The sequence below is a fragment of the Tenuifilum thalassicum genome, assembly GCF_013265555.1.
Lineage (GTDB): Bacteria > Bacteroidota > Bacteroidia > Bacteroidales > Tenuifilaceae > Tenuifilum > Tenuifilum thalassicum.
The window spans coordinates 2,745,183-2,760,087 of sequence record NZ_CP041345.1; the positions used below are offsets into that span (position 1 = coordinate 2,745,183).

The window sequence follows — 14,905 nt, forward strand, 5'->3', positions numbered from 1 at the left end:
GCTCATACTAATTTTTGGGTTCAACAAAATCGGGGCGTACAATAAACTTAGTAGTAATAGGTAGTTTTTGAGCCGCAAGGCGCAAAGCTTCCTTAGCCACTTCGTAAGGAACACCCTCGCATTCGAATAGAACACGACCAGGAGTTACCGGAGCAACAAATCCTTCGGGAGCACCCTTACCCTTACCCATACGAACCTCTGCAGGTTTTTTGGTAATGGGCTTATCGGGGAATATTCTAATCCAGATCTGACCTTCACGTTTCATATAACGTGTTACAGCCTGACGAGCAGCTTCAATCTGACGGCTTGTAATCCAAGCTGGTTCTAGGGCTTTTATTCCGAAAGAGCCAAACGCTAGCTGGTTGCCACGTTGGGCCATTCCTTTCATCTTACCCTTTTGCTGCCTTCTGTATTTTGTTTTCTTTGGTTGTAACATTTTAAAATGCTTTAGTGGTAATCAACCTAACTATTTCTTTTTACGTGCGCGAGTGCGATTCCCTCTTGATGGCTTTTGTTTCTTATCAGATGCGTTGCTCTTACCTCCAAGGTTTGGAGATAGATCGCGCTTACCATAAACAATGCCATTACAAATCCAGGTCTTAATACCGATAACACCAACCTTAGTGTGAGCTTCGGTTAGGGCGTAGTCGATATCAGCACGGAAGGTATGTAGAGGAATTCTACCATCCTTATAGGTTTCTGAACGTGCCATTTCGGCACCACCTAAACGACCAGAGATTTGTACTTTAATACCCTCGGCACCCATTCTCATAGTAGCAGCAATTGCAGTTTTAATTGCTCTACGGTACGAAATACGACCCTCGATCTGGCGAGCGATGTTGCTACCTACGATAACAGCATCGAGTTCGGGGCGTTTTACTTCAAAGATGTTTATCTGAACGTCTTTGTTAGTAATCTTACGTAACTCTTCGCGTAGCTTATCAACTTCCTGTCCACCCTTACCAATAATGATTCCTGGGCGAGCAGTGTGTATGGTTACGGTTATCAGCTTCAGGGTACGCTCAATAACAATCTTTGAAAGGCTAGCTTTAGCAAGCCTAGCGTTAAGATATTCACGTATTTTACTATCTTCTAGTATTTTCTGAGCGTATTTTTTACCTCCGTACCAGTTGGAATCCCAACCACGGATTATTCCTAAACGGTTTGCTATTGGATTAACTTTCTGTCCCATGTAGCTGTTAGTTGTTAGATTCGTTATTAACTGCGCTATCAACCACTACGGTAACGTGGTTTGAGCGTTTACGGATTCTATGTGCCCGCCCCTGAGGTGCAGTACGGATACGTTTTAGCATCCTTCCTTCATCAACAAAAATCTCTTTGATATAAAGATTTGCATCCTCAATGCGTACATCAGAATTTTTAACTTTCCAGTTAGCCACTGCAGAAAGAATTAGCTTATGAACATCTTTAGCAGCGTGCTTACGGCTAAACTTAAGTATGTTGAGAGCTGTATTTACGTCTTTTCCACGTACCAGGTCAACAACTAAGCGCATTTTACGAGGCGAGGTTGGGCAGTTGCGCAAACGAGCAACTGCTTTATTTTTCCTCTCCGCTTTGAGCCTCTCGGCCATATTGTGTTTTCTTGCACCCATGTCTTTTTTCTTTTTCTCAATTCACTATTTCTTCTTATTACCTGCATGGCCACGGAAGGTTCGTGTGGGAGCAAATTCGCCCAGTTTATGACCTACCATGTTTTCGGTAATGTACACAGGAATGAACTTATTCCCGTTGTGAACTGCAATGGTGTGTCCAACAAAATCGGGAGATATCATCGAAGCCCTTGACCAAGTCTTAATTACAGACTTTTTGTTGGTTTCGTTCATCTGAATGATGCGCTTCTCCAACTTGTAGTCGATATATGGACCTTTTTTAAGTGACCTACTCATAATTACAATTTTTTACAGATTACTTTTTCTTCCTGCGTTCAATGATAAACTTATTGCTGTGCTTCTTCTTAGAACGAGTCTTATAACCTTTAGCAGGAATACCCTTGCGAGAGCGTGGATGGCCTCCGGAGGCGCGTCCTTCACCACCACCCATTGGGTGATCAACAGGGTTCATGGCAACACCACGAACACGAGGACGACGGCCTAACCAGCGTGAACGTCCAGCCTTTCCAGATTTTTCAAGGGCATGGTCAGAGTTCGAAACTGTTCCGATTGTTGCCTTACACTCGTTAAGAATCATGCGGGTTTCACCGCTTGGCAGCTTAATAATAGAGTACTTACCCTCACGAGCAAGTAGCTGAGCGTAGGAACCAGCACTTCTTGCCATACATGCACCACGTCCGGGATATAGTTCTATGTTGTGGATTAATGTACCTAGTGGAATCTCAGCTAGATAAAGCGTATTTCCAACCTCAGGTGCTACTCCACGTCCCGACATGATTGTTTGCCCTACTTTTAGCCCGTGTGGAGCAACGATATAACGCTTTTCTCCATCGGGGTACTCAACTAGTGCAATACGGGCAGTACGATTAGGATCGTACTCAATAGTTTTTACTACTGCCGGTTCATTTTCGCGGTTGCGCAGGAAGTCTATTATTCTGTATCTGCGCTTGTGTCCACCCCCTCTATTTCGCATTGTCCTTCTTCCCTGGTTGTTGCGACCACCAGACTTTTTCAGGGGGGCTAGTAACGATTTCTCAGGTTTGTTAGTTGTGATATCATCAAACAAACCTATAACCTTGTGTCTCTGTCCTGGTGTAACAGGTTTTAGTTTCCGTACAGCCATCTTAGTTAAATGTTGCTATAAAAATCAATTGTCTCACCTTCTTTTAGCGTTACTATTGCCTTTTTAAAGCTATTGGTACGTCCTACAAGCACTCCCGTACGTGTATAACGAGTCTTTAGCTTACCGGCATAACGCATTGTATTTACAGAATCTACGGTAACACCGTACATCTCTTCAACGGCCTTCTTTATTTGTAACTTATTGGCTCTTTTATCCACGATAAACCCATACTGGTTTACCTTCTCGGTTAAGCGCTCCATTTTTTCAGTTACAAGTGGTTTTATCAGAATATCCATGGCGCTTCCTTATTAAGATACCTTAAACATTTTGTTCAGAACATCTACAGAACTCTCAGTCAATACTAAAACATTAGCATTCACAAGATCGTATGTGTTTATGTTTGAAGCACATACAGCCGACTGCTTCTGTAAATTTCTGGACGACAAATATATATTTTTATTTGGCTCGCCCAATAAGAAAAGTGCTTTTTTATCTGCAAGGTTAAGATTCTTACAGATGTTGATAAACTCTTTAGTTTTTGGGGTTTCAATATTGAAATCCTCAACAACAATGAGTGAATCCTCCTTAGCCTTGTATGCTAGAGCACTTTTGCGGGCTAACTGCTTAACCTTCTTATTAAGCTTAAAGCTATAATCACGTGGTACAGGACCAAACACGCGTCCACCACCACGGAATAAAGGAGACTTGATACTTCCGGCACGAGCGGTACCGGTACCCTTTTGGCGTTTTAGCTTACGGGTACTTCCGGAAACCTCGTTACGCTGTTTTGCCTTGTGTGTACCCTGACGACGATTAGCTAATATTTGCTTTACATCAAGGTAAATGGCATGATCGTTAGGTTCGATACCAAAAATCGAATCGTCTAACTGAATGGTTTTGCCGGTTTCCTGTCCTGATATGTTGAGTACCTTTACTTCCATTACTTCTCAATAATTATGTAAGAACCCTTTGCTCCTGGAACAGAACCCTTTACAAGTAAAAGGTTGCTTTCAGGAATTACTTTTAGAATACGTAGGTTGAAAATCTTCACCCTATCTCCACCAGTGCGACCTGCAAGGCGTTTGCCAGGGAAAACACGTGATGGGTAAGAAGATGCACCAAGAGAACCTGGATGACGTTGACGGTTATGCTGACCGTGTGTTCTTCCTCCAACACCGCCAAAGCCATGTCTTTTAACAACTCCTTGGAATCCTTTTCCTTTGGTAATCCCAACTACATCAACCCAACTATCGTTACTAAAGAGGTCTACAGTAACAACGTCGCCTAATTGTAGCCCTTCCCAATCACGGAACTCTACAAGCTTACGTTTAGGGGTTGTGTTGGCCTTTTGAAAATGGCCAAGCATAGGTTTGCTGGTATTCTTTTCCTTCTTGTCATCAAAGGCAAGTTGAACAGCGGTATAACCATCGGTTTCTGCTGTCTTTACCTGAGTGACAACGCATGGACCAGCCTCGATAACGGTGCAGGGAATGTTTTTTCCATCCTCACCGAATACGGAAGTCATTCCGATTTTTCGTCCAATTAATCCTTGTGGCATTGTCGTTTTAATTTACAATTCACACTCATACTTTAATTTCTACTTCGACTCCACTGGGAAGTTCAAGCTTCATAAGAGCATCGATAGTCTTCGCATTGGAGCTGTAGATGTCGAGTAAACGTTTATAGGAGCTAAGCTCAAACTGCTCCCTCGATTTTTTGTTAACAAACGTTGAGCGGTTAACAGTAAAAATCCGCTTGTGTGTTGGAAGCGGGATTGGACCGCTCACCACAGCGCCTGTAGTCTTGACCGTTTTCACAATCTTTTCGGCCGACTTGTCAACCAGGTTGTGGTCGTACGATTTGAGTTTAATTCTAATCTTTTGGCTCATTGTACTTAACAGATAATTGTAATTATTCTATTTCCTTTATCTCTTTACCCTTCGATTTTTCTACAATATCCTTGGCTAGGTTAGCAGGCACCTCTTCGTAGTGCGAGAACTCCATGGTTGAAGTTGCTCTACCAGAAGTTAAAGTACGGAGCACTGTTACGTAGCCAAACATTTCTGACAAGGGTACTTTTGCTTTTACAACACGAGCATTACCTTTTGACTCCATGCCCAATATCTGTCCGCGTCGCTTGTTAAGGTCGCCAATAACATCGCCCATGCTTTCTTCAGGTGTAATCACCTCAACCTTCATAATTGGTTCTAGAAGAACAGGAGCTGCTTTTTGACCTGCAACACGGAAACCAGTTCGAGCTGCTATCTCAAATGATAAAGCATCGGAGTCTACAGGGTGAAACGAACCGTCTTTTAAAACAACCTTCATACTTGGCATAGCATAGCCAGCAAGCACACCGTTGTTCATTGCGGTTTCAAAGCCTTTCTGAACGGATGGAATAAATTCTTTTGGAATATTACCTCCAGTAACTTCGTTAACGAATTGTAATCCATTAACGCCATCATCGGCAGGTCCAATTTCAAAAATGATATCAGCGAATTTACCCTTACCACCAGTTTGCTTTTTGAATACCTCGCGATGAGAAACCGTCTTAGTGAAAGCCTCACGGTATGCTACTTGAGGAGCACCTTGGTTGATCTCAACATTGAACTCACGACGTAGGCGGTCAACTATAATATCAAGGTGCAACTCGCCCATACCGCTAATAACGGTTTGTCCGCTATCGGGGTCGGTGTTCACTCTGAAGGTTGGATCCTCTTCGGATAATTTAGATAAAGCTACACCTAGTTTATCTAAATCTTTTTGAGTTTTAGGCTCAATAGCTAATCCAATCACAGGTTCGGGGAAAGTCATGGCCTCAAGTGCAATTGGCTTATCTTCAACACAAATGGTATCACCTGTTCTAAGATCTTTAAAACCAACTGCAGCACAAATGTCACCAGCTTCGCAAAAATCGATAGGATTTTGCTTGTTGGCATGCATTTGGTATAAGCGGCTTATACGTTCCTTTTTACCTGTGCGGGTATTGTAAATGTAGCTTCCGCTATCAATCTTTCCTGAATAAACACGGATAAAAGCTAATCGACCTACATATGGGTCGGTAGCAATTTTAAATGCTAAACCACAGAAAGGCTCATTGATATATGGCTTACGAACTTCTGGCTCACCAGTTTTAGGATTAGTTCCAGTAACGTTACCAATATCAAGAGGACTTGGGAGATAAGCAATCACAGCATCAAGCAAACGCTGTATTCCTTTATTCTTGAATGCTGCTCCACAAAGTACAGGAACAATTGACATTTCAATTGTAGCCTTGCGGATAGTCTCAATCATCTCCTCCTTGGTAATAGAATCAGGATCCTCAAAGTAGCGTTCAAGTAACTCATCGTTATACGATGCAACCGCTTCAATGAGTTTCCCTCTCCACTCCTCAACCTCTTCCTTCATATTTTCAGGAACAGGCTCAAGGCGATAATCGGTTGACTTATCCTTAGCATTCTCGTACCAAACAACAGCCTTGTTTTCAATAAGATCAACAAGACCAACAAAGTTATCTTCAGCGCCAATAGGAAGCTGAATTGGAACAGGGTTAGCGCCAAGCTTATCCTTGATTTGTTGAACAACCGATAAGAAATCGGCACCTACACGGTCCATCTTATTAACAAACGCAATACGAGGCACCTTATATTTATCGGCTTGACGCCAAACAGTTTCACTTTGTGGTTCTACACCACCAACAGCGCAGAAAGTTGCAATTGCGCCATCGAGTACACGTAACGAACGCTCTACTTCAACAGTAAAGTCAACGTGACCAGGAGTATCAATAATATTAACCTGATACTGCTTGTTCTCATAGTTCCAGAAAGTGGTGGTAGCCGCAGAAGTGATAGTAATACCACGCTCTTGCTCTTGCACCATCCAGTCCATTGTGGCCGCACCATCATGAACCTCACCAATTTTGTGAGTTTTACCAGTATAGTAAAGAATACGCTCGGTAGTTGTAGTTTTACCAGCGTCGATGTGGGCCATAATCCCAATATTCCTTGTGTATCTTAAATCTCTGCTCATTTATCTCCTATCCTTCCTCGTTCACATCAGTTATTAGAAACGGAAATGTGCAAAAGCTTTGTTAGCTTCAGCCATTCTGTGCATATCCTCTTTACGTTTGAAGGCACCACCTTCTTGATTGTAAGCAGCAATGATTTCTGCAGCTAGTTTCTCACTCATTCCTTTTCCTGAGCGCTTGCGAGCAAAAAGGATTAAGTTTTTCATTGATAGCGATTGCTTACGCTCTGGGCGAACTTCAGTAGGAACTTGGAATGTAGCACCCCCTACTCTACGACTTTTTACCTCAACCTGAGGTGTTACATTTTCAAGAGCGATTTTAAAAATTTCTAGTGGGGTTTTCTCGCTATCTTTCATCCTTTGCCCTACAATGTCAAGTGCATTGTAAAAGATATCGAAAGCGATACTTTTCTTACCCTGTAGCATAAGGTTATTAACAAACTTTGTTACCATCACATCCCCAAACTTTGGGTCGGGTAAGATGATTCGTTTTTTTGGTTTTGCTTTTCTCATTGTTCAACCAATTCTGAGGTTAACTTTACTTTTTATCTTTAGGTCTTTTGGCACCGTATTTTGAACGGCCCTGTTTACGACCTTCAACACCAGAAGCATCGAGTGCTCCACGAATTAGGTGATAACGAACACCTGGTAGGTCTTTTACCCTACCACCGCGGATAAGCACAATGGAGTGCTCCTGTAAGTTGTGACCTTCACCAGGAATGTAGGCGTTAACCTCCTTACCATTAGTAAGCCTAACCCTGGCAACTTTACGCATAGCCGAATTTGGCTTTTTAGGCGTAGTGGTGTACACACGTACACATACACCTCGTCTCTGGGGACAAGCATCTAAGGCTGGTGCCTTGCTTTTCTCCACCTGCAGAGACCTTCCTTTTCTTACTAGTTGCTGAATTGTTGGCATAAATCCAAATTATTGTTTTAGTTTATGGTTTTTAAAACGGACTGCAAAGGTATTGATTTTTTTGCAATTACAATAATGTAAAAAGACTTTTTTGCTGAACATCAGCATTTTTAGCCATTCTACATTTTGCGGCCGCAAAAGTAAAATTTTTATTTAAGAAAAACAATACTGATTTATAACTACTTGCAAATTTTATCAGAAATAATGTTTAACAACATGTCCATTTTTCTCAAATTGATTTGATAGAAATAAAATTTTACTATTTTTGAGGCCACTCAAAAAGTTAACTAGTCGTAAGGTAATATGATGAGCGTTTTTAATACCTTATATAATATGTTACTTTACGACGTGTTAAAATAAAAATTTTGTTTAACCTAAATAAGCGTTACACGCATGAAAACCTACCAAACCGAACAAATTAGGAATATTGCCTTACTTGGGAATACCGGCTCGGGTAAAACTTCGTTAGCCGAGTCGATGATGTACGAAGGCAAAGTTATTGACCGTAAAGGAACAATTGCTGGGAAAAACACCGTTTCGGACTACTCTGAAATTGAGCAACAAAACCAAAGGTCTATTTTCTCAACTCTACTCTTCACCGAATTTAATAATAGCAAGCTGAACATTATTGACACACCAGGTTCCGACGATTTTATTGGAGCGGTTATCTCTTCAATGTATCCTGTCGACCTGCTTGTAATGGTTGTGAATGCACAGTATGGCGTAGAAGTTGGAACTGAAATATTCAATCGTCATGCTGAAAGGCTTAACAAGCCAATGATTCTTGCGGTTAACCAGCTCGATCATGACAAAGCAAACTTTGACGTTACCTTTGAGTCGATTAAGCAAACTTTTGGCAAAAAGGTAGTTATCGCACAGTATCCATTAAATCCTGGGGCTTCTTTCAATAGTTTTATCGATGTGGTTACCATGAAAATGTACAAGTTCAATGAAGATGGTAGTCGCGAAGAGTTGCCTATACCCGATAGCGAAACGGATAAGGCCAACGAACTGCATAATGCCCTTATTGAAGCCGCAGCAGAGAACGACGAGTCATTAATGGAGAAATACTTTGAGCAAGGTTACCTTACCGAGGACGAGATGCGTTCTGGTCTTTCTACTGGCATAAAAAATCGCGAAATCATCCCAATATTTTGCGTTTCTGCACACAAAAATGTTGGAACAAAACGTTTGATGGAATTCATCATTAACGTTGGGCCAAAACCAAACCATAGCCCAATGCTCGACAATGATAGTAGCAAGCCCATAGCTTGTGATGCATCAGCTCCAACTTCACTGTTTGTGTTTAAATCGACTGTTGAGCCTCATATTGGTGAGATCAGCTACTTCCGTGTAATGTCGGGGAAGGTAACTGAGGGAATGGACCTTACCAATGCCAACAACTCAACCAAAGAACGTCTCTCACAGCTTTATGTTGTTGCAGGAAAGAACAGAAACAAGGTAACAGAACTTGTTGCCGGTGACATAGGAGCAACAGTTAAACTGAAAAACACCAAAACCAACCATACGCTCTGTGGCCCTGGCCTCGATTTCACCTTTGCCAACATGATGTTCCCCGATCCAAAATTCCGCACAGCGGTTAAACCTAAAAATGAGGCAGAGGTTGAAAAGCTAAGCGAACTACTTCATAGAGCCCACGAGGAAGACCCAACGATATTGGTTGAGCACTCTAAGGAGCTAAAACAGATTATTGTTTCAGGTCAAGGTGAATTTCATCTTAACATCCTAAAATGGCAGATTACCAATCTGCATAAGCTCGATATTGAATACATACCACCTCGTATTCCTTATCGCGAGACTATCACTAAGGTGGCTCAAGCCGATTACCGCCATAAAAAGCAATCGGGTGGTGCTGGACAGTTTGGTGAGGTACACCTTGTAATTGAGCCTTACGTTGAGGGTGCTCCTGATCCTGTTAAGTATAAGGTAAACGGTAAGGAAATCAACCTTAACATTAGAGGGAAAGAGGAAATTAACCTTGAGTGGGGTGGCAAACTCGTATTCTACAACTGTATTGTAGGTGGTGCTATCGATGCCCGCTTTATGCCTGCCATACTTAAAGGTATAATGGAGAAGATGGAAGAAGGTCCTCTTACTGGTTCTTACGCTCGCGATATACGTGTTGCTGTATATGACGGTAAAATGCACCCAGTTGACTCAAACGAAATCTCTTTTAAACTTGCTGGACGCAACGCTTTCAAAAACGCCTTTAAAGAAGCAGGTCCTAAGATTATGGAACCCGTTTACGATGTAGAAGTTTTGGTTCCTTCCGATCGTATGGGTGATGTTATGAGCGATCTTCAAAACCGCCGTGCAATCATTATGGGTATGGGAAGCGATAAAGGTTTTGAAATAATAAATGCCAAGGTACCTTTGGCTGAGCTTAACAGGTATTCAACCACCTTGTCATCTTTAACAAGCGGTAGAGCTACCTACACCATGAAGTTCGCTTCATACGAGCAAGTTCCTTCTGATGTTCAGGAAAAGCTCCTAAAAGCATACCAGGAACAAGAAGAGGAAGAATAGTACCCCCACATATATGTTACTCTGAAGGTAAACCGTTGCGTTTACCTTCTTTTTTTATTTTTGCAACAACAAGCTTGAAGCGAAATTTTTTAATCAACTAAATATTTATTCTGATGAAAACAGCAGAAATCCACACAGCAAAAGGAGTAATGAAGGTTAAGTTTTACGAGGAGGATGCGCCTAACACCGTTGCCAACTTTGTTAAGCTGGCAAAAGAGGGTTTTTACGATGGGTTGGCATTCCACCGTGTTATTCCCAACTTTGTAATTCAGGGAGGTTGTCCTTTTTCAAAAGACATGTCTGATCCACGTGTTGGAACAGGAGGCCCTGGCTATAAAATTAATTGTGAGCTAGACGGAAATAATCAGTACCACGATCGCGGTGTCCTTTCTATGGCTCATGCAGGAAGGAATACTGGTGGCTCACAATTCTTCATCTGCCACAATAGGGAGAACACCAAGCATCTTGACAGGCAGCATACCTGCTTCGGAAAAGTATACGAAGGACTAGAGGTGATTGACCGGATTCGTGTTGGCGACAAGATTGAGAAAGTTGTAATTATTGAAGAATAAATCTTGACAACAAATGCTCAATAAAGGCTGTCCGAAAAAGTCCGACAGCCTTTACTTTATAAAAACATCACTCAATAACATAATCAATAAACTCATAGGAGTTACCAGTCCAATCCAAATATCGGAAGAAATCTTTGGTAGTTATCACCAACGATGCTGTATTCAAATTTGGGTGAAAGCTAATTTTTTGAGTTTCCTTTAGACTCTGGTCAATAAAGAGGTGAACATGATTTTCGGTGTCGTGGATTAATCCGAATGGGGAAACTGATCCAGGTGTAAGATTAAGGTATTTATGCATTCTCTTAGGCGAAGCAAATGTTAACTTACCTTGTTTCAAAAGTTTCTCAAGCTGCTTTATATTTAGCATCTTCCTATACTCAAGTATAACAAGATAATGCTTATTCCCTTTATGATTCCGAAAAAAAAGGTTTTTGCAGTGTGCTGAATCAATACCATCCCAGAACTGTGATGCAATTTCAACAGTTGGAGCTTCGGGATGTTCGTGGTATTCAAATGGGATATTTAACTCTTTTAAAACGCCATAAACCTGCGGGTCGCCTCTATAATCCATCAATTATAAAATCAAGTTTTGTAAATTTTTATTGATACGTTGGCAATCAAATTCTTCGGGGTCAAAATCTTCGCCTAACCAATCTGCTATTAATGGATACTTCCTTTCCCCTTCTTTGTGTCTTTTCAATAGTTCTACAACTTCGGTATAATTTACAATTCCGCCAGAATCTTCGGGTGGTGATTTTCTTTTACCTTCTATACAAATCGGTGTTTTATTGTCGCCATTGCTTATTGCTAAGAAATCTATGCTAATGGTCCAAAAATCAGCAAAGTCGTACACATAATAGAACCTACTACTCTCTTCCTTTACAAGGTTAATACTTTTTTCTTCCTCATTTTTAATAATTGTATCACCCAATTTAAAAAAGTGGGAGTTGACATTTGTCCACTCAAAAGTAGCCTGAATAACCTCGTGAAAAAGTTGAAGACTCAAGTCCCCTGGTACTCGAATAACCCGATATATTTCAGGTCTAGAATTTACTATAGTAAGTTTTACATCTATCATTCTATTTGTTTATGCTAGCATGTCAAATATAAGTAAAATTAATTAGAGTAAATAAAGAAGAACGAAAAACAAAATATTTGTGGCATATACATCTTAAGGAAATTCAGCAGGTCTTTTCTAAAGAGAGATGCTTCGACAAGCTCAGCATGACAATAATTCAAGATTTCAGACTTGTCCGGCATTGACGGATTTCAGAATTGTCCGGCGAAGATGGATTCAAGGCTGTGTCCGGCTTAGACGGATTCAAGATTTGTCCAGCGTTGACGGATTCAAGAATTGTCATATGATCTTCCGATACATTCCGAATGTTTCCGAGTCATTCCGAATCCTTCTTCCTTCCAAGGACCCCTCCAAACCTCCCCTGAGAGGGGAGGCTTAACTCCCCTCTCCTTTTCAGGAGAGGGGCAGGGGGTGAGGTCAAAAAAATTCGAAACTCCAAAATCTAAAAACTAAACACGGTTCTTCCGAATCCTTCCGATTATTTCCGAATCGTTCCGAATCATTCCGAATCATTCCGAATCATTCTTTTAACTTCCTCTAACTTCATTATTTAACTTCCTCTAACTTCCTCATATTCTTCCACCAGATCCGCCACACCTTCAGCGAAAAGAATTTTGTCATCCTACCCAAGGGCGCAAACGGTAACCTTATGGACTACCCAACCACACCGGCACTAGCCGACAAGTACACTGCCCTAATCAAAACCCAGTTTCAATGAAACCCCGTGCTGAGCGAGCTCCAGCGAAGCGAAGCGCGCTGGTTGAATTAATCCCGTGCCACGGCGGGAGGGACCTCATCCACACCCCCCAGTCCACCACTGGGCTCTTCGACGGCATGGAAGAGGGGGCGAGTCATGATGTTAAGATAAATGAATTAATTACATGGATTAAGAACAACAAAGGCTCAATAACCAATTTTGACCGAAGCAAGTTCTACAATTTTAATTATTGGGGGAACCACCCATTGGAAGCCAGATTGGATGGTAAAAAGACGAGGATCTATGCAGAGGTTTTTGACGATGGGAAAGTAAACCTGAAATCCCCTGACGTTGATTTTATTATTAACGAAAAATATCATTCCGGTTTTTACCTTTCATACAAATACGATGGAAAATCTGAGGAAGCTATTCGTATTTGGACTTATTCTTATCCAGATTTCACACTATTATTAAAAGAACTTGGGTATACGTTTACAGAAAATTTTAAGAAAAAAATCATTGCCACATACAAAAATTACCTGGCTAATTATAGCGATGATTGCAACAAAATAGATGTTGTCTTTGAAAACGTGCCGGATTTTGTAATTTCTGATATTTCCATTGACGATAGGGTTAAATACCTCAAGACCCTTGTTGGTTGCACTATGTTCAATGGTGGCTGGATTTGGGGGAAGGAAAAGGATACGGACGAAGAACTGGCAGCTTTTAATCTCATAAAAACGCAAGACAACCCAAAAGCACTTATTGACAGGCTCCTTTCGGAGAAAGTAGAAGGCGAACCACTATTAAAGAAATTGGACAGCCGTCTGAGCGATGTTGAATTTGTATTTCCGGATAAAAATTACGGGAAGTTTGCCGGTATAATGTGGGACTACATCGAAAAATCATACCCTGTACAAGATAAATTAAGCCTTTATAAAAAGCTGCATGATGAAAACAAGGTTTTCCGGTGGATTCACAAGCTGAATGGGAATTTTTACAGTAGCAGTTTTGGCAACGATGGTGTAATTACCATTTCCTACAATGAAGTTATAAATACTTCCTATGCTGATTATAACGGCTATCTGACTTTAAATGAAAATACTAAGAAACAAGAATTCCCTGTCAATGCTTACGATTATATATTTCTGCATTTTGATATAGATCTACCGGCTCTGAATGTAAAGAAAGGTGATGTTTGTTTTGTTCCGGCTTACGTACTGCACAATTTGATATCAGAAAGAATAAATGAAAGCACAAAAGACTTTGTCCGTATTGGCCTTGATATTGCTTCCATTGCAATCGGTATGTCAGAGATTAAGGCGGGAGTGAAAGGTGTACGGCTATTCTTCCAAATTCTTGAAATAGGTACTGCACTGGGAGATATTGCATTAACTGGTTTTGAAGATAAACTGAATGAAATCCCCGAAGGGGCAAAATTCCTGAAAGCCTTTAATACCATTGCACTTGTTAGTAGCATCGCCAATATAGGGCAAGCAGCGATAACCAGGCTTAATAGCACGATGCCCGATGAAATTGCAACTCTACGAAATATTTGGAAGAACAACCCCGAAGTTAAAGATATAGTTAAAGCACATAATCCAAAGGCCTTTAACCAGATAGACAATCTGGGAGACGAACTGGACAAGTATGATGAATGGGCAAAATATGCCGGAGATTTGGGAGAAGAATTAACCCATCTGGATATTCTGATAAATAGGCTTTCCAATGAATTACAAACTCTCGTCATAAATTACAAAAAAATAGGCAAGATTGAAGTAGTAGCAGACAATATAATACTGTTTAAGAACGCCCAAAATGAAGTTGTAGGCAAAATAATTGAAAATAAGTTTTATCTTTGCCATAGTGGTTGGGGCGGCGATATAGTCAGGAACGAAACCCGCAGGACAACAATAATTGGAAAATATAATGCAGATAAACCCGGGGGAACACATGCCCTGTTAAAAACTGGCATACTCAATGCAAGTCTTTCCGGAAAAGTTGATTACCGTATTTTAAGCAACCCGGAAATAGATAATCTTCTTATGCAAGCACAAAAAGCTATTGATGCTGGTAGTAATAAGTTGGCTGATGAACTTTATGAACGAGCTTGGGAAATTAACCGTCAATGGCTTGATGAAGCCATTGAAAACAATGATGTGATAAGGCTGATTTCTGAACCTATCTCTGATAATTTAATGTTAACTAATCACTATGGTAAAAGGGTTCTATCATTCTTTGGACGAGAAATAGATTATTTAAAATCCAAAGGCTATATATTAAAAGGTTATGAATTTATTAAAAAGTAAGCC

General features: G+C 40.9%; 17 protein-coding genes. 3 read left to right on the top strand and 14 right to left on the bottom strand.

The annotated features are described in order from the left end of the window. Window positions 1–7: 7 nt before the first annotated feature. The 12 genes from rplP to rpsL form a co-directional block, all read right to left on the bottom strand. Entirely contained in the window at window positions 8–436 is a 429-nt protein-coding gene (gene rplP, locus FHG85_RS11405; protein WP_173075995.1) for a 50S ribosomal protein L16, read from the bottom strand. 30 nt (window positions 437–466) lie between these two features. After that, complete coding sequence (gene rpsC / locus FHG85_RS11410) at window positions 467–1,192, bottom strand: 30S ribosomal protein S3 (RefSeq protein WP_173075997.1); 726 nt, start codon at window positions 1,190–1,192, stop codon at window positions 467–469. 7 nt (window positions 1,193–1,199) lie between these two features. Beyond that, on the bottom strand, window positions 1,200–1,613 hold the full coding sequence (rplV, locus tag FHG85_RS11415) for a 50S ribosomal protein L22 (protein ID WP_173075999.1): 414 nt from the start codon (window positions 1,611–1,613) through the stop codon (window positions 1,200–1,202). Between the two features lie 24 nt (window positions 1,614–1,637). Next, the gene (gene rpsS / locus FHG85_RS11420; protein WP_173076001.1) at window positions 1,638–1,907 is read right to left on the bottom strand and encodes a 30S ribosomal protein S19; all 270 of its coding nucleotides are present in this window, start codon (window positions 1,905–1,907) and stop codon (window positions 1,638–1,640) included. Window positions 1,908–1,926: 19 nt separating this feature from the next. Then, window positions 1,927–2,754, bottom strand: a complete 828-nt coding sequence (rplB, locus tag FHG85_RS11425; RefSeq protein ID WP_173076003.1) for a 50S ribosomal protein L2 — start codon at window positions 2,752–2,754, stop codon at window positions 1,927–1,929. Between the two features lie 5 nt (window positions 2,755–2,759). Further along, window positions 2,760–3,050 carry a 50S ribosomal protein L23 gene (gene rplW, locus FHG85_RS11430; RefSeq protein ID WP_173076005.1) on the bottom strand — a complete coding sequence of 97 codons (291 nt, stop codon included), beginning with the start codon at window positions 3,048–3,050 and terminating at the stop codon, window positions 2,760–2,762. Window positions 3,051–3,062: 12 nt separating this feature from the next. Next, complete coding sequence (gene rplD / locus FHG85_RS11435; RefSeq protein ID WP_173076008.1) at window positions 3,063–3,695, bottom strand: 50S ribosomal protein L4; 633 nt, start codon at window positions 3,693–3,695, stop codon at window positions 3,063–3,065. Beyond that, a complete protein-coding gene (gene rplC / locus FHG85_RS11440; protein ID WP_173076010.1) occupies window positions 3,695–4,312 on the bottom strand; it encodes a 50S ribosomal protein L3 in 618 nt (205 codons plus the stop codon). The genes rplD and rplC overlap by 1 nt, the downstream gene beginning before the upstream one ends. A gap of 25 nt (window positions 4,313–4,337) precedes the next feature. Beyond that, window positions 4,338–4,643 (bottom strand): 30S ribosomal protein S10, encoded by a 306-nt coding sequence (rpsJ, locus tag FHG85_RS11445; protein ID WP_173076012.1) that lies wholly within the window; start codon window positions 4,641–4,643, stop codon window positions 4,338–4,340. 22 nt (window positions 4,644–4,665) lie between these two features. Then, window positions 4,666–6,744 carry an elongation factor G gene (gene fusA, locus FHG85_RS11450; RefSeq protein WP_394366223.1) on the bottom strand — a complete coding sequence of 693 codons (2,079 nt, stop codon included), beginning with the start codon at window positions 6,742–6,744 and terminating at the stop codon, window positions 4,666–4,668. A 72-nt stretch (window positions 6,745–6,816) separates the two neighbouring features. Next, window positions 6,817–7,293 (bottom strand): 30S ribosomal protein S7, encoded by a 477-nt coding sequence (gene rpsG, locus FHG85_RS11455; RefSeq protein ID WP_173076016.1) that lies wholly within the window; start codon window positions 7,291–7,293, stop codon window positions 6,817–6,819. Between the two features lie 25 nt (window positions 7,294–7,318). After that, window positions 7,319–7,699, bottom strand: a complete 381-nt coding sequence (gene rpsL, locus FHG85_RS11460; protein ID WP_173076018.1) for a 30S ribosomal protein S12 — start codon at window positions 7,697–7,699, stop codon at window positions 7,319–7,321. A 393-nt stretch (window positions 7,700–8,092) separates the two neighbouring features. On the opposite strand from rpsL, the gene FHG85_RS11465 reads away from it, so the two are divergent. Together FHG85_RS11465 and FHG85_RS11470 are read left to right on the top strand one after the other, a co-directional pair. Next, window positions 8,093–10,246, top strand: coding sequence for an elongation factor G (locus FHG85_RS11465; protein ID WP_173076020.1), 2,154 nt, complete (start codon window positions 8,093–8,095; stop codon window positions 10,244–10,246). 113 nt (window positions 10,247–10,359) lie between these two features. Further along, a complete protein-coding gene (locus FHG85_RS11470) occupies window positions 10,360–10,818 on the top strand; it encodes a peptidylprolyl isomerase (RefSeq protein WP_173076022.1) in 459 nt (152 codons plus the stop codon). A gap of 67 nt (window positions 10,819–10,885) precedes the next feature. Here FHG85_RS11470 and FHG85_RS11475 read toward each other — a convergent pair whose 3' ends face one another. After that, a complete protein-coding gene (locus tag FHG85_RS11475; RefSeq protein WP_173076024.1) occupies window positions 10,886–11,389 on the bottom strand; it encodes a prolyl-tRNA synthetase associated domain-containing protein in 504 nt (167 codons plus the stop codon). A gap of 3 nt (window positions 11,390–11,392) precedes the next feature. Then, the gene (locus FHG85_RS11480) at window positions 11,393–11,896 is read right to left on the bottom strand and encodes a plasmid pRiA4b ORF-3 family protein (protein ID WP_173076026.1); all 504 of its coding nucleotides are present in this window, start codon (window positions 11,894–11,896) and stop codon (window positions 11,393–11,395) included. A 714-nt stretch (window positions 11,897–12,610) separates the two neighbouring features. Between FHG85_RS11480 and FHG85_RS11485 the strand changes: the two genes are divergently transcribed. Continuing rightward, window positions 12,611–14,902 (top strand): hypothetical protein, encoded by a 2,292-nt coding sequence (locus FHG85_RS11485; RefSeq protein ID WP_173076028.1) that lies wholly within the window; start codon window positions 12,611–12,613, stop codon window positions 14,900–14,902. Window positions 14,903–14,905: the final 3 nt, after the last annotated feature.

Coding starts and splice junctions, on each gene's coding strand:
- rplP (WP_173075995.1), bottom strand. CDS start 436: ATGTTACAACCAAAGAAAACAAAATACAGAAGGCAGCAAAAGGGTAAG.
- rpsC (WP_173075997.1), bottom strand. CDS start 1,192: ATGGGACAGAAAGTTAATCCAATAGCAAACCGTTTAGGAATAATCCGT.
- rplV (WP_173075999.1), bottom strand. CDS start 1,613: ATGGGTGCAAGAAAACACAATATGGCCGAGAGGCTCAAAGCGGAGAGG.
- rpsS (WP_173076001.1), bottom strand. CDS start 1,907: ATGAGTAGGTCACTTAAAAAAGGTCCATATATCGACTACAAGTTGGAG.
- rplB (WP_173076003.1), bottom strand. CDS start 2,754: ATGGCTGTACGGAAACTAAAACCTGTTACACCAGGACAGAGACACAAG.
- rplW (WP_173076005.1), bottom strand. CDS start 3,050: ATGGATATTCTGATAAAACCACTTGTAACTGAAAAAATGGAGCGCTTA.
- rplD (WP_173076008.1), bottom strand. CDS start 3,695: ATGGAAGTAAAGGTACTCAACATATCAGGACAGGAAACCGGCAAAACC.
- rplC (WP_173076010.1), bottom strand. CDS start 4,312: ATGCCACAAGGATTAATTGGACGAAAAATCGGAATGACTTCCGTATTC.
- rpsJ (WP_173076012.1), bottom strand. CDS start 4,643: ATGAGCCAAAAGATTAGAATTAAACTCAAATCGTACGACCACAACCTG.
- fusA (WP_394366223.1), bottom strand. CDS start 6,744: ATGGCCCACATCGACGCTGGTAAAACTACAACTACCGAGCGTATTCTT.
- rpsG (WP_173076016.1), bottom strand. CDS start 7,293: ATGAGAAAAGCAAAACCAAAAAAACGAATCATCTTACCCGACCCAAAG.
- rpsL (WP_173076018.1), bottom strand. CDS start 7,699: ATGCCAACAATTCAGCAACTAGTAAGAAAAGGAAGGTCTCTGCAGGTG.
- FHG85_RS11465 (WP_173076020.1), top strand. CDS start 8,093: ATGAAAACCTACCAAACCGAACAAATTAGGAATATTGCCTTACTTGGG.
- FHG85_RS11470 (WP_173076022.1), top strand. CDS start 10,360: ATGAAAACAGCAGAAATCCACACAGCAAAAGGAGTAATGAAGGTTAAG.
- FHG85_RS11475 (WP_173076024.1), bottom strand. CDS start 11,389: ATGGATTATAGAGGCGACCCGCAGGTTTATGGCGTTTTAAAAGAGTTA.
- FHG85_RS11480 (WP_173076026.1), bottom strand. CDS start 11,896: ATGATAGATGTAAAACTTACTATAGTAAATTCTAGACCTGAAATATAT.
- FHG85_RS11485 (WP_173076028.1), top strand. CDS start 12,611: ATGAAACCCCGTGCTGAGCGAGCTCCAGCGAAGCGAAGCGCGCTGGTT.